General features: G+C 62.6%; 11 protein-coding genes. 6 read left to right on the top strand and 5 right to left on the bottom strand.

Translation table 11 applies throughout. The annotated features are described in order from the left end of the window. The first annotated feature begins 87 nt into the window (after nucleotides 1-87). From NCS28_RS06235 to NCS28_RS06220, 4 genes are all read left to right on the top strand, one after another. The gene (locus NCS28_RS06235) at nucleotides 88-1,479 is read left to right on the top strand and encodes a DUF2252 domain-containing protein (protein WP_250512958.1); all 1,392 of its coding nucleotides are present in this window, start codon (nucleotides 88-90) and stop codon (nucleotides 1,477-1,479) included. A gap of 171 nt (nucleotides 1,480-1,650) precedes the next feature. Beyond that, nucleotides 1,651-2,094: a large conductance mechanosensitive channel protein MscL gene (mscL, locus tag NCS28_RS06230; RefSeq protein WP_250512957.1), complete on the top strand. Its 444-nt coding sequence runs from the start codon at nucleotides 1,651-1,653 to the stop codon at nucleotides 2,092-2,094. A 322-nt stretch (nucleotides 2,095-2,416) separates the two neighbouring features. After that, the gene (locus NCS28_RS06225) at nucleotides 2,417-2,908 is read left to right on the top strand and encodes a hypothetical protein (protein ID WP_250513071.1); all 492 of its coding nucleotides are present in this window, start codon (nucleotides 2,417-2,419) and stop codon (nucleotides 2,906-2,908) included. A 235-nt stretch (nucleotides 2,909-3,143) separates the two neighbouring features. Next, a complete protein-coding gene (locus NCS28_RS06220) occupies nucleotides 3,144-3,350 on the top strand; it encodes a dodecin (RefSeq protein WP_061117521.1) in 207 nt (68 codons plus the stop codon). Between the two features lie 130 nt (nucleotides 3,351-3,480). Here the strand turns inward: NCS28_RS06220 and NCS28_RS06215 are convergent, their stop codons facing one another. The 4 genes from NCS28_RS06215 to NCS28_RS06200 all read right to left on the bottom strand — a co-directional run bounded on the left by NCS28_RS06215 (nucleotide 3,481) and on the right by NCS28_RS06200 (nucleotide 8,304). Next, a complete protein-coding gene (locus tag NCS28_RS06215; protein ID WP_250512956.1) occupies nucleotides 3,481-4,566 on the bottom strand; it encodes a BMP family ABC transporter substrate-binding protein in 1,086 nt (361 codons plus the stop codon). A 108-nt stretch (nucleotides 4,567-4,674) separates the two neighbouring features. Then, nucleotides 4,675-5,604 (bottom strand): ABC transporter permease, encoded by a 930-nt coding sequence (locus tag NCS28_RS06210; RefSeq protein ID WP_250512955.1) that lies wholly within the window; start codon nucleotides 5,602-5,604, stop codon nucleotides 4,675-4,677. Nucleotides 5,605-5,617: 13 nt separating this feature from the next. Continuing rightward, nucleotides 5,618-6,724: an ABC transporter permease gene (locus NCS28_RS06205; protein WP_106858083.1), complete on the bottom strand. Its 1,107-nt coding sequence runs from the start codon at nucleotides 6,722-6,724 to the stop codon at nucleotides 5,618-5,620. 5 nt (nucleotides 6,725-6,729) lie between these two features. Then, entirely contained in the window at nucleotides 6,730-8,304 is a 1,575-nt protein-coding gene (locus NCS28_RS06200) for an ABC transporter ATP-binding protein (protein WP_250512954.1), read from the bottom strand. A gap of 271 nt (nucleotides 8,305-8,575) precedes the next feature. On the opposite strand from NCS28_RS06200, the gene NCS28_RS06195 reads away from it, so the two are divergent. Then, nucleotides 8,576-9,508 (top strand): LysR substrate-binding domain-containing protein, encoded by a 933-nt coding sequence (locus tag NCS28_RS06195; protein WP_008349998.1) that lies wholly within the window; start codon nucleotides 8,576-8,578, stop codon nucleotides 9,506-9,508. 669 nt (nucleotides 9,509-10,177) lie between these two features. Here NCS28_RS06195 and NCS28_RS06190 read toward each other — a convergent pair. Beyond that, complete coding sequence (locus tag NCS28_RS06190; RefSeq protein WP_250512953.1) at nucleotides 10,178-11,536, bottom strand: 8-oxoguanine deaminase; 1,359 nt, start codon at nucleotides 11,534-11,536, stop codon at nucleotides 10,178-10,180. 495 nt (nucleotides 11,537-12,031) lie between these two features. Here NCS28_RS06190 and uraH point away from each other — a divergent pair, with 495 nt between their 5' ends. Then, the gene (gene uraH / locus NCS28_RS06185) at nucleotides 12,032-12,385 is read left to right on the top strand and encodes a hydroxyisourate hydrolase (protein ID WP_250512952.1); all 354 of its coding nucleotides are present in this window, start codon (nucleotides 12,032-12,034) and stop codon (nucleotides 12,383-12,385) included. The last annotated feature ends 34 nt before the right edge of the window (nucleotides 12,386-12,419 follow it).

Raw genomic sequence — 12,419 nt, 5'->3', positions numbered from 1 at the left:
TTCGGACATCGTTGTGATGTCCGAAGCCAAACGCCCGCAATGCGCCGCGTGTAAAACGTTCCATCCATCGCCGCAGGAGAACACGCCTTGTCCACACGCCCAGGTCCCGCCACGTTGAATTCCCCGGTCAACGGCACAGCCGAAGAAAGCCGCGCGAACGGCCGCGCGCTGCGCGACGCCGTTCCGTTCGACACCCACGGCGCGTGGTCGCCCGAGCCCGACCGGCCCGATCCCGTCGAGCGCGTGCTCGCGGGCAACGCCGGCCGGCAGGAGCGGCTCATTCCATTGCGCATGCAGCGCATGGCCGAGTCGCCGTTCGCGTTCCTGCGCGGCTCAGCGACGGTGATGGCGTGGGACTTGGCGAAGTCGCCGTCGATCGGGCACAACGTGATCATCGACGGCGACGCCCACGTCAATAATTTCGGTCTCTTTCGCACGCCGCGCCAGGACGTCGTGTTCGATCTGAACGATTTCGACGAAACGCTCGTCGGCCCGTGGGAATGGGATCTGAAGCGCCTGACGGCGAGCATCAACGTGGCGGCGCGCGAGAACGGCGTCGACGCCGCCGGGCGCGAACGCGCGGTGCGTTCGGCATGCTCCGCGTATCGCACGACGATGGCCGGCCTCTGGCAAGTGAGCCCCTACGATCTCTGGCAGATGCGCTCCTACGCGAGCGCGCTGCACATGGACGCCCCGACGAAGCTCGACGCCGACGAGAAAGCGACCATCGAAAAGACCGTCGAGCGCGCGACGAAGCGCTCGCACGCGACGATGCTCGCGAAAGTCGCGGAACCGGCCGGCAAGAGCTATCGCTTCAAGGTCGATCCGCCGATCCTCACGAGTCTCGACGCCGCCGAGAAAAATCATGTGATCGATGGCCTGAAGGCGTATCTGCAGACCATCGCGGGCGAATGGCGCATGATGCTCGAACGCTACGACGTCGTGGATGTGGCGCATCGCGTCGTCGGCGTGGGCAGCGTCGGCACGCGCGCGTATCTCGTGCTGATGCTGAGCCGCGCGCTCGGCGATCCGCTTTTCATGCAGGTGAAGGAAGGCATCGTGCCCGCCGCTGCGCCTTTCGTGCCGCCGCTCGAGGAGCCGTATCGGCATCAGGGACGGCGCGTCGTGCATGGCCAGCGGCTCTTGCAGAGTTCGTCGGATGCGCTGCTCGGCTGGACGACCATCGCCGGCCGCGACTTCTACGTACGACAGATGAAACAGATCCGCGGCTCGATTCCGATGGACTGGCTGCACGGTGCCACGTTCGACTTCTACGCGTGGTGTCTCGGCGTCCTGCTCGCTCGCGCGCACGCGCGCACGGGTGACGCCGCGCTTATCGCAGGCTATTGCGGCAATTCGGATCGCCTCGACGCGGCGTACGCGAACTGGGCCGAGCGTTACGGCGCGCAGACGGTCGCCGATCACGCCGCCTTTTGTGCGGCGATCAGCGTGGGCCGCGTGCCGGCCGCTTCATCGTGATTGGCGCATGCGATTTGCGGCGCGCGGGCGGTCCGCAGTCGAATTGACTATCATTGACGGGTCCGCGATGAAACACGCGTCGCTGCACGTTTCGCGGGCGTTTCAATGGCATAGCCCTTGCTGCCGCTTTGGCCCGCACAACCGTCTAATTCAAACTGGAGGAAGCCGCGCATGAGCATGATCGAAGAATTCAAGAACTTCGCCCTGAAGGGCAACGTCATGGACCTCGCGGTCGGTGTCATCATCGGCGGCGCATTCTCGACGATCGTGAACTCCGTCGTAAAAGATCTGATCATGCCGGTGGTCGGCCTCGCCACCGGCGGCCTCGACTTCTCGAACCTGTTCATAAAACTCGGACAGATACCGCCAACCTTCAAAGGCAATCCGGATTCGTACAAGGACTTGCAGACCGCGGGCGTCGCCGTGTTCGGCTACGGTTCGTTCATCACGGTGCTGATTAACTTCATCATCCTCGCGTTCATCATCTTTCTGATGGTCAAGTTCATCAACAATCTGCGCAAGCCCAATGAAACCACGCCACCGCCCGCGACCCCGGAAGACGTGCTGCTGCTGCGCGAAATTCGCGATGAGCTCAAGAACTCGCCGCGCGTCTAGCCGGGCAAACCCGTTCGAAACGGGTGGAACCCGCGCGCGCCGCGCAGGTCTGCCTGGATAGCCCACCCCGCACGCTTGGTGCGCCCACCCGCTTTTTTCTTTACGAAAGCTGTTCGCGCGCGTAGCAGCAGGACTATTATTGAGATAGATGCTCAGAGGGATGCCAAGCGGGCCGCCAAACGGTCATCGGCACGAATCGTGCGCCAGGAACGTGCACCGGCAGTTGGCCGGTCACGAAGATGTTGGCCCGATTCACCGTGACCTAATCACATCGATGCGCTATAAAAGATCGACGTGCGGCGCGCAAGACGGGAGTGGCCGCATGAGGACGCTGCGTTTCTTGCAATTCTTTTTCAGGCGAGTTTTTATGTCCTTCCCGAAAAAGCGTAAGCGCGTGAAGGCCGAAGGCGACGAGTCTTTTCTCGCCGTGCTGCGGCATTTCAAGCCATTTGGTCAGCTCGACACGAAGATCGCCCGGGCTCGCGCCCAGGACGAACCTGTGCTGTATGCGCATGTTCTGCCGGGTCTCGATGTCCTTCTGTGCAGCGTGCGCGGCGCACAGCCACCGTACCCGGCCATCGACGAGCTGCACCGGCGCTGTGTCGAATCGATCACCAATGCGCTCGAGCAGCCGCTCGACGGACTGGAGAACGGCGGCTACTGGTACGAGGCGAACGGCTTCGGTTTCCTCGTGTTCGCGAGCCGCGCCCGTGCGCAGATCCTGAGCGAATTCGGCGCGACGGTCTCAGCGCGCAGGCGTCGTGGCACGCGTCGGCAGGATGCGGGCGATGCCGCCTCGCGGCCGCTGCGTTGAGGTGACTTCTCTCTGACCTTTCCCATGCTTTCACGATGCGCACGGGCCTATTGAACGAGGCCCGGCGTGGCGTCGCGTGCGCGTCGAGCCGTGTCGCGCAAACCGCGACTACTCCCGCACGCTTCCTGTTCTTTAATCAGAGCCACGCGCGTGATGGCGCGTGCCTTGCTGTATCGGGATTGCAAGCTTCCTACCCGATCCATCATGCCCCTCGGGCGACTACAAGGAGAACATCATGTCGGAGCACGTCTACAAGCAGATCGAACTGACCGGGTCCTCGACACAATCAAGCGATGACGCCGTGCGCGTCGCGCTGGACAAGGCGTCGAAAACGCTGCGCAACATGCACTGGTTCGAAGTGGTGGAAACACGCGGACACATCGAGGACGGCAAGATCCTGCACTGGCAGGTGACGATCAAGGTGGGATTGCGGATCGATTGATGCCTGAAGCATGTCAGGCACCTTCGCTTCGGGGTTTTCGCCGGATCCCGTGATCGTGCCGATCTATTCGCGTTGCCCTGTGCGGGGCGGCGCGAATAACCGGCACGATCACAACTTCATCGCATAAACGTTACTTCGGCAACGATCCGTCGACACCCTCGACGTACCAGTTGATGCGCTGCAATTCCGGATCCGAAAGCGTCTTGCCCGCCGGCACCTTCTCCGCGCCAGACTGATCCTTGATCGGCCCGCTGAACACATCCCACTTGCCCGTGTGCAGTTCGTCACGCTTCGCGGCGACCGCCTGCACCGCCTTCGCGGGAATCGCGCCGGTGTTCAGGTCTTCCAGATCCACGGCCTTCTGCGGAATGCCGAGCCACACCGGATCGTTCTTCCACTTGCCGTCGAGCACCTTCTGGATGACGTCGTTGTAATAGACGCCCCAATGCGCGACCACCGAGCCCAGATGCGCATTCGGACCGAACTTCTTCATGTTCGAGTCCCAGCCGAACGCGTAGACGTGCTTCTCGTTCGCCGTGTTGAGCGTCGCGTTCGAATCGGTGTTCTGCAGCAGCACGTCGGCGCCCTGTCCGATCAGCGTTTCGGCAGCCTGCTTTTCCTTGCCCGGATCGAACCAGCTGTTGATCCAGATGACCTTCGTATGGACCTTCGGGTTCACGGAGCGCGCGCCCATCGTGTAGGCGTTGATGTTGCGCACGACTTCCGGAATCGGCACCGACGCGACGAAGCCGAGCGTGTTGGTCTTCGTCACGTAGCCCGCCGCGACGCCCGCCAGATACGCGCCCTGATACATGCGCACGTCATAGGTGCCGAAGTTCTTCGCTTTCTTGAAGCCCGTCGCCGTCAGGAAGATGGTGTCGGGGAAATCCTTCGCGACCTTCAGCGCGAAATCCTGATAGCCGAAGCTCGTCGCGAAGATGACCTTGTTGCCCTTGTTCGCTAGATCGCGGAACACCCGCTCCGAATCCGCCGATTCCGGCACGTTTTCCACGCGCGTGATCTTGATCTTGTTGCCGAACTTCGCTTCGGCCTCCTTGCTGCCCGCATCGTGCGCGAAGGTCCAGCCCGCATCGCCCGGATTGCCGAGATAGACGAACGCGACGCCCGGCGCATCCGCCGCCTGCGCGCTCAGGGCCGCGACGGTGGCGGACAATGCAACCGTCGCGGTGATCGCCTTCAGCCATGGTTTATTCATTGTGATTCTCCTGGTCGATGTTGTGTGTGAAGCGGTAGTGCAGCCCCGCATCAGTGTGGTCGGTCAAAAATGAGAGCGAAACCGCGATGCTGCGCGAGAACAACAGCATCAACTCGCCGCGAAAAAAGGCTTGCCGAGCGATGCCGGCGCGTTGAGCTTGATCGTGTTCGGATTGCGCGAGATGAGCACGAGCACGACGATCGTCGCGATGTAAGGCAGCATCGCAAGGAACTGCGTCGGCACCGGCACGCCGATCGCCTGCGCGTAGAACTGCAGCGCCATCACCGCGCCGAAGAGCAGCGCGCCGATCAGCAATCGGCCGGGCCGCCAGGTTGCGAACACGACGAGCGCGAGCGCGATCCAGCCGCGGCCCGACGTCAACTGTTCCTGCCAGACGTGCAAATAGACGATCGAGTAGTAGCCACCCGCGATGCCCGCCATCGCACCACCGAAGAGCGTCGCGCCGTAGCGCACGCCGACGACCGGAAAGCCCACCGCATGCGCGACCGCGGGCGATTCGCCGACCGAGCGCAGCACGAGGCCCGCACGCGTCTTGTAGAGAAACCAGCCGATCACGGCGAACATCACGAACGCGAGATAGCCGAGCGGCGTGAGCGAGAAGACCGCGGGTCCGAGCACGGGAATGTTCGCGAGGCCGGGAATCGGCATCACGTCGATGGTCGAGCGCACCGCCGCCGACGTATAGGGCTTGCCGACATACGCCGAAAAGCCGATGCCGAAGATCGTCAGCGACAGGCCCGTCGCGACCTGATTGGCGAGCATCGTGATGGTGAGAAAGCCGAAGAGCAGCGCCATCGCGAGTCCCGCGAACACGGACGCGACGATGCCGAGCCACGGGCTTCCCGTGATCGCGGTGACGGCATAGCCTGTGACGGCGCCCATCAGCATCATCCCCTCGACGCCGAGATTCAGCACGCCGGATTTTTCCGCGACGAGTTCGCCCGCGCCCGCGTACATCAGCGGGATGGCGGCGATCACGGCGCTCGATGCGAGGTTGCTGGCCTGATTGATGTCCATTTTTATTGCCTCGTCATGCGGCGTGATGCGCAGGCGTCCTGCGCTTGATGCGGAAATTCACGAACAGATCGCAGCCGAGCAGGCAAAAGAGCAGCAAGCCCTGAAACACGCCCGCGAGCGCTTGCGGCAATTGCAGCGAGGTCTGCACGGCTTCGCCGCCGAGATACAAGAGCGCCATCAGCAGACTGGCGAGCACGATGCCCACCGGATGCAGACGTCCAACGAACACGACGATGATCGCCGTGAAGCCGTAACCCGGCGACCAGCCCGCCTGAAGCTGGCCGATCGGGCCCGCCACTTCGCCCATGCCGGCGAGGCCCGCGAGTCCGCCGGAGAGCAGGAGCGACGTCCAGATCGTTTTCTTGTCGGAGAAACCGGCGTAGCGCGCGGCGAGCGGTGCGAGACCGCCGACGTTCATCCGGAAGCCCGCGAAACTCTTGCGCATGAAGAGCCACACGCACGGAATGGCGATCGCCGTCAGAAACACCGATGCGTTGATGCGCGTGCCCTTGAGCCACGTCCAGTGCCAGTCGCCGTAGAGGCGCGGGAACAGCGCGTCGTCGCCGAACATCGCCGAAATCGGGAAGTTCATGCCTTCCGGGTCGCGCCACGGGCCGCTCACCAGATAGATCAGCAATTGCGTCGCGACGTAGGTGAGCATCAGGCTCGTCAGGATTTCGTTGGTATTGAAGCGGCTTTTGAGGAGCGCGGGAATCGCCGCCCACAGCATGCCGCCGACGACGCCGCCCAACATCATCAGCGGCAGCGTCCACCAGCCGGACGCATCGCCGGCATGAATCGCGATGCCGCCCGCGACGATGCCGCCGAGCAGCATCTGCCCTTCCGCGCCGATGTTCCACACGTTCGCGCGATAGCCGACCGCGAGCCCGAGCCCGATCAGGCACAGCGGCGACGCCTTCAGCACGAGCTCGGACCAGCCGTTGATGCTCGACAGCGGCTCTATGAAGAACGCGTGCATCGCGCGTAGCGGGTCCTGACCGACGAGACTGAAAATCAGAAAGCCGATGACGAGCGTCGCGACGGCGGCGACCACCGGTACCGCGAGCTGCATGACGCGCGAGGGCGTCGGGCGCGCTTCGAGTCGATAAGGGAAGATCATCGAGTTTAGTGCTTCAAGAGTGAGTCGGGTTCGGCGGCAGGCGCGGGCTTGCCTTCGAAAAGACCGGCCATGAAGAGGCCGACTTCTTCCGCGTTGGTTTCGCTCGTCTTGCGCACCGGCGAGAGCTTGCCGCGCGCGATTACGGCGAGCCGGTCGCAGATATCGAAGAGTTCTTCCAGCTCCTCGGAAATGACGAGGATGGCGACGCCCCGCGCCGACAGATCGAGCAGTTGCTGGCGGATGAAGCCCGCTGCGCCGACATCGACGCCCCAGGTCGGTTGCGCGACCACGAGCACCTTCGGCTCCTGAAGAATCTCGCGCCCGACGATGAATTTCTGCAAGTTACCGCCCGACAGGCTTTGCGCGAGCGCGCCGCTGCCGCCGCAGCGCACGTCGAACGACTTGATGCAGCGTTCGGCGAAGGATTTCACCGCCGCTGATTTGATCCAGCCGCCGCGCACCATGTTTTCGCGATGCGCGGTGAGAAGGCCGTTATCGGCGAGAGACATTGCCGGAACCGCCCCGCGGCCGAGCCGTTCTTCGGGCACGAACGCAAAGCCGAGGCGGCGCCGTCCGCCCGCGCTCAGACGCGCGGCGGCCTTGCCGCAGATCGAGACGGCATCGGGCGCGACGTGCCTGTCGCGGATTTCGCCGGAGAGCGCTGCGAGCAATTCCGCCTGCCCGTTGCCCGACACGCCCGCAATGCCGAAGACCTCGCCCGCGTGCACGGAAAACGACACGTTTTCCAGCGACGTGCCGAACGGATCGGGACTGGCCACCGACAGGTTCTTCACCGCGAGCCGCACATCGCCGGGATTGTGCTCGCGACGCGTGTAGTCCGGCAGCGAATGGCCGACCATCAACTGCGCGAGCGATGCGTGCGTTTCCTTGCGCGGATCGACGTTGCCGGTCACGCGTCCGCCGCGCATCACGGTGGCGTTTTCACAGAGCGACTGGATTTCGTCGAGCTTGTGGCTGATGTAGAGAATGCTGCACCCCTCGGACGCGAGGCGTCGCAGCACCTTGAAGAGCTTCTGGACGGCCTGCGGCGTGAGCACCGAGGTCGGCTCGTCCATGATGAGCAGACGCGGATTCTGCAGCAGGCATCGCACGATTTCCACGCGCTGCCGCTCGCCGACCGTGAGGCTGTGCACGTGCCGCTGCGGATCGACATCGAGACCGTAGTCCTTCGATACGTCGCGGATGCGCTTGCCGAGCGCCTTCATGTCGAACTTCTCGTCGAGCGCGAGCGCGATGTTCTCGCCGACCGTCAGCGTCTCGAACAGCGAGAAGTGCTGGAACACCATGCCGATGCCGAGCTTGCGCGCGGCGGCCGGGCTGCCGATCTCCACCGCTTCGCCCTGCCAGCGGATCTCGCCTTCGTCCGGACGCACCGCGCCGTAAATGATCTTCATCAGCGTGGATTTGCCCGCGCCGTTCTCGCCGAGCACGGCGTGAATTTCCCCCGGCATGACGACGAGATTCACGCCGTCGTTCGCCTTGACGGACGGATACTGCTTGCTGATACCCGACAGCGCCAGGCGCGGTGGCGTCGTCGACGTGGAAATGGCGTCGCCCATTGAAATCCAGGAATGCGCCCGGCCACCGAGCAGGCCAGGCTGGAAAAGTTACCGCTCACGAGCGTGAGACACGGTCATGTCGCACAAACTCATATCGCGGGCAGAATTTACAGAATTCGCGGCGCTAAGTCGATAACTCAAAATTATGTGTTGCGTCCCGCTAAAGCCAGTGTTTGCGGGTAACTCACACCTTGACGAATTTTGTACGTCATATTAAAAATGATATGTTGTACCGCCGCATCGATCAGCCAAAACATATAGTGGAGAGAACATGAGTCAGCAACGCGAGGCGATCGATACATATTTGTTGCGCGTCTTGCATACCCTCTTGATGGAACGCAGCGTGACGCGTGCCGCCGTCAAGCTCAATCAGTCGCAACCCGCCATCAGCGCCGCCTTGCGCCGGCTGCGGGATATCACGGGCGATCCGCTCCTGGTGCGCGGCAAGTCCGGCATGGTGCCGACCGAATACGGTCTGCGCCTGCTCGAACCCACGCAAAACGCGCTGCGCGAAATCGAGCGCATCAAGGTCCAGCAGCACAACTTCGATCCTTCGACATCGGTGCGGTGTTATCGCATCGGCTGTCCCGACTATCTGAACGTGCTATTCGTGCCGACCGTCGTCGAACGATTTCGGCAGGCGGCGCCCAATGCGACGCTCGAGTTCCATTCGCTCGGCCCCGCGTTCGACTACGAGCTCGCACTTGAGGACGGCAAGCTCGATATCGTCGTCGGCAACTGGCCCGAGCCGCCCGAGCAGTTGCACCTTTCCAATTTGTTCGTCGACAAGATCGTGTGTCTCGTCAGCAACACGCATCCGTTCGCGAAGCGCGGCGGGCTCACCCTCGATCAGTATCTGAATGCGCCGCATCTCGCGCCGACGCCCTATTCCGTGGGCCAGCGTGGTGCGATCGACGTGCATCTTGCGCGAGAGCGTTTGAAGCGCCATGTCGTCGTTACGCTGCCTTACTTCAATCTCGCCCCTTATGTGCTGATCAAGTCGGATCTCGTATTCACTACGACGCGGCTTTTCGCGGATCATTACGCGCGGTTCTTGCCACTCGCCGTCGTGCCCGCGCCGCTCGATTTTCCGCCGATGCAGTACTACCAGTTGTGGCATGAGCGGTGTCATTATTCCGATGAAGTTCGCTGGCTGCGGGGGCTGGTTGCCGAAGCGACTCGGTCGTTGATCGATCAGCCTTAAGCTGTGGTGGCTCTTTGGTCGTTCGGTCGTTCGGTCGTTCGTAAAACTTGTGTTCGTGTCGGTCCGTTTGCTCTGCCCCTCCCCGGGGCGGGGGGCACTTTCTTTGCAGCAGCAAAGAAAGTAACCAAAGAAAGCAGCTATCCGCAGCCTAAGCACTTCACACCGGCCGCGGCACAGGCGATTGACCTAATGGCACCCAGAGTAGCGAGTGCCCTCACAAGCAGAACAGAGCTTGGATCGCGCACGGTCTGACAGCCCGCACCGCTTGCTTCACTGGTTCAGCACCAAATAGCGCCAGCCCGCTTCGCGGCCGACCGGTCCATCGGGTCCGCCACTCTTTGCTTGCTAACGCCGCCATCTCAACGCACTGCATACGAACAACGATAGTTTCCCTTGTGGACCCAACGGCAGCGCGTAGCGCTGTGCCGAAGCTATTTGACGCTGAACTCGTATCCTTTGCTTTGAGGGCGACACCTGAGCCGCCCACGATTGGCTGGCAAGCATGGTCAAGTTGCGTGTAACCGCGGGCTTCTCGAGCTGCTTTCTCTGGTTGTTTTTTCGCTAGCCAAAGAAAGCGATTGCCGCCCCGCACAGGGGCAGTGCTAATAAACCAACACAAACACAGGTTTCACGACCGAACACCACCCCCCGCCCCCCGTGCATCGAACATCAAGCACCGTCAACCAGTCCCCGCGCCAGACGATTATGGCGCTCCACCACCACGCCAAGATCGACCGTCGTCAACCGCCCTTCCTTCACCACAATCTTCCCATCGATGACACTCGTCGCCACCTGCGAAGGCGCGCAGAACACAAGCGCCGCCACGGGATCGTGCAACGCGCCCGCAAACGCCGCCTGCGAGAGATCGAACGACACAAAATCCGCCGCCATCCCAGGCGCGAGCGCGCCGATATCATCACGATTGAGCACCTTCGCGCCCCCGAGCGTCGCAATCTCGAGCGCCTCACGTGCGGTCATCGCGTCCGGACCAAAGCCCACACGCTGCAGCAACAGCGCCTGACGCACCTCGGCGACCATCTGCGCGCCATCGTTCGATGCCGACCCGTCCACGCCGATGCCCACCGGCACGCCCGCGTCGCGCATCGCACGAATCGGCGCGATGCCGGACGCGAGACGCATGTTCGAGCACGGGCAATGCGCGACGCCCGTGCCCGTGCGCGCAAACAGTTCGATGCCCGCCTTGTCGAGTTGCACGCAGTGCGCATGCCACACGTCGTGGCCGACCCACCCAAGATCTTCGGCATATTCAGCCGGCGTCATGCCGAATTTCTCGCGGCTATATGCAACATCGTTCACGTTCTCGGCCAGATGCGTGTGCAGCGACACGCCGTACTCACGCGCGAGCAGCGCCGCATCGCGCATCAATTCGCGGCTCACCGAAAACGGCGAGCAAGGCGCTACGACCACGCGCAGCATCGCATAGCGGCCCTCGTCGTGGTACGTCTCGATCAGGCGCTGCGAGTCCTTCAGAATCGCGTCTTCCTTTTCGACGACCGAATCGGGTGGCAGACCGCCGTCCTTCTGCCCCACGCTCATGCTGCCGCGCGCCGCATGAAAACGCATGCCGATTTCACGCGCCGCCGCGATGCTGTCGTCGAGCCGGCTGCCGTTCGGATAGATATACAGATGGTCGCTCGACGTCGTGCAGCCGGAAAGCAGCAACTCGGCCATCGCGGTTTTGGTCGAAACGTTGATCATCTCGGGCGTGAGATGCGCCCAGATCCGGTAGAGATTCGTGAGCCAGCCGAAAAGCTCGGCGTTCTGCGCTGCGGGAATCGCGCGCGTCAGGCTCTGATACATGTGATGGTGCGTGTTGACGAGGCCCGGAATGACGAGATGGCCGCGCATGTCGAGCACTTCGTCGGCGGATGGCGGCAGCTCGCTCGTCGGTCCGACCCGGACGATCCGGTTGTCTTCGATATACATGCCGCCGTCGCGAATCTCGCGGCGGTTCTCGTCCATCGTGACGAGCATGTGGGCGTTCTTGACCAAAAGACTGCGTGGCATCGGCGTTTTCTCCGGAGACGGTTAGGGAAACCAGTTAAAGCCCCGGTTACCCAGCGTATGCCGCCGTCTTCGGGACGCCGCAAATATGCATCAGATATTGCGCGCCTCGCCACTGTCCGCAACCAAAAAATCCGACGCAATCAAGCAGCCGTCATAGTCGTATTCACGGTGGCGATATATTCCCGAATTTTGGCGCGGGTAGCATCGCCGGAAGAGCCGTCGGGAAGTCGTCGAAAGGCCGCCCGGAACGTCCGCTAAGCCATTGCGGCAAGGCTTACGCGCCCCTGTCATGCGTTGGGCTTTATCTTTCCTATCGCGGGCGCACAGCGCGTCTCAAATTCCTACAATGCTGTACACGGCGCGCATCTGAAACGCCGACGGGTATGTAGCCACTGACGTGGAGCCTCGATCCGCCGCAACGCACTGACGTTCCAAGGTGCCGAATTTCGGATCGATGCGCAAAGCCGGATCTCGCACAACTCAAGGAAACTGCGAATGGGCAAGCTCACCACCCACGTCCTCGACACCGCGCACGGCCGCCCGGGCGCGAACATCAAAGTCGAGCTGTTCGCGCTTAGCGGCGACGCCCGCCGCGCGATCAAGACCATCCACACCAACGACGACGGCCGCGCCGATGCGCCGCTGCTCGAAGGCGCCGCTCTCGAAACCGGCGAATACGAACTGGTGTTCCACGCGGGCGATTATTTCGCCGCGATCGGCGTGAACGTGCCCGAGCCGCGCTTCGTCGATCGCGTCGTGTTGCGCTTCGGCATCGCGGATTGCGGCGCGCACTATCACGTGCCGCTGCTCGTTTCGCCGTGGGCCTATAGCACGTATCGCGGAAGCTAAAACATACATATCGCGCCGTCCCCGCGCATAACGA

This window comes from Caballeronia sp. INDeC2 (assembly GCF_023631325.1).
GTDB lineage: Bacteria > Pseudomonadota > Gammaproteobacteria > Burkholderiales > Burkholderiaceae > Caballeronia.
Note: the sequence above shows the minus strand (reverse complement) of the source record. Positions and strands in the feature narration are given on the sequence as shown.

Bases quoted from the DNA above. Each gene is read 5' to 3' on its own strand.
- mscL (WP_250512957.1), top strand. From the start codon at position 1,651: ATGAGCATGATCGAAGAATTCAAGAACTTCGCCCTGAAGGGCAACGTC.
- NCS28_RS06225 (WP_250513071.1), top strand. From the start codon at position 2,417: ATGAGGACGCTGCGTTTCTTGCAATTCTTTTTCAGGCGAGTTTTTATG.
- NCS28_RS06220 (WP_061117521.1), top strand. From the start codon at position 3,144: ATGTCGGAGCACGTCTACAAGCAGATCGAACTGACCGGGTCCTCGACA.
- NCS28_RS06215 (WP_250512956.1), bottom strand. From the start codon at position 4,566: ATGAATAAACCATGGCTGAAGGCGATCACCGCGACGGTTGCATTGTCC.
- NCS28_RS06210 (WP_250512955.1), bottom strand. From the start codon at position 5,604: ATGGACATCAATCAGGCCAGCAACCTCGCATCGAGCGCCGTGATCGCC.
- NCS28_RS06205 (WP_106858083.1), bottom strand. From the start codon at position 6,724: ATGATCTTCCCTTATCGACTCGAAGCGCGCCCGACGCCCTCGCGCGTC.
- NCS28_RS06200 (WP_250512954.1), bottom strand. From the start codon at position 8,304: ATGGGCGACGCCATTTCCACGTCGACGACGCCACCGCGCCTGGCGCTG.
- NCS28_RS06195 (WP_008349998.1), top strand. From the start codon at position 8,576: ATGAGTCAGCAACGCGAGGCGATCGATACATATTTGTTGCGCGTCTTG.
- NCS28_RS06190 (WP_250512953.1), bottom strand. From the start codon at position 11,536: ATGCCACGCAGTCTTTTGGTCAAGAACGCCCACATGCTCGTCACGATG.
- uraH (WP_250512952.1), top strand. From the start codon at position 12,032: ATGGGCAAGCTCACCACCCACGTCCTCGACACCGCGCACGGCCGCCCG.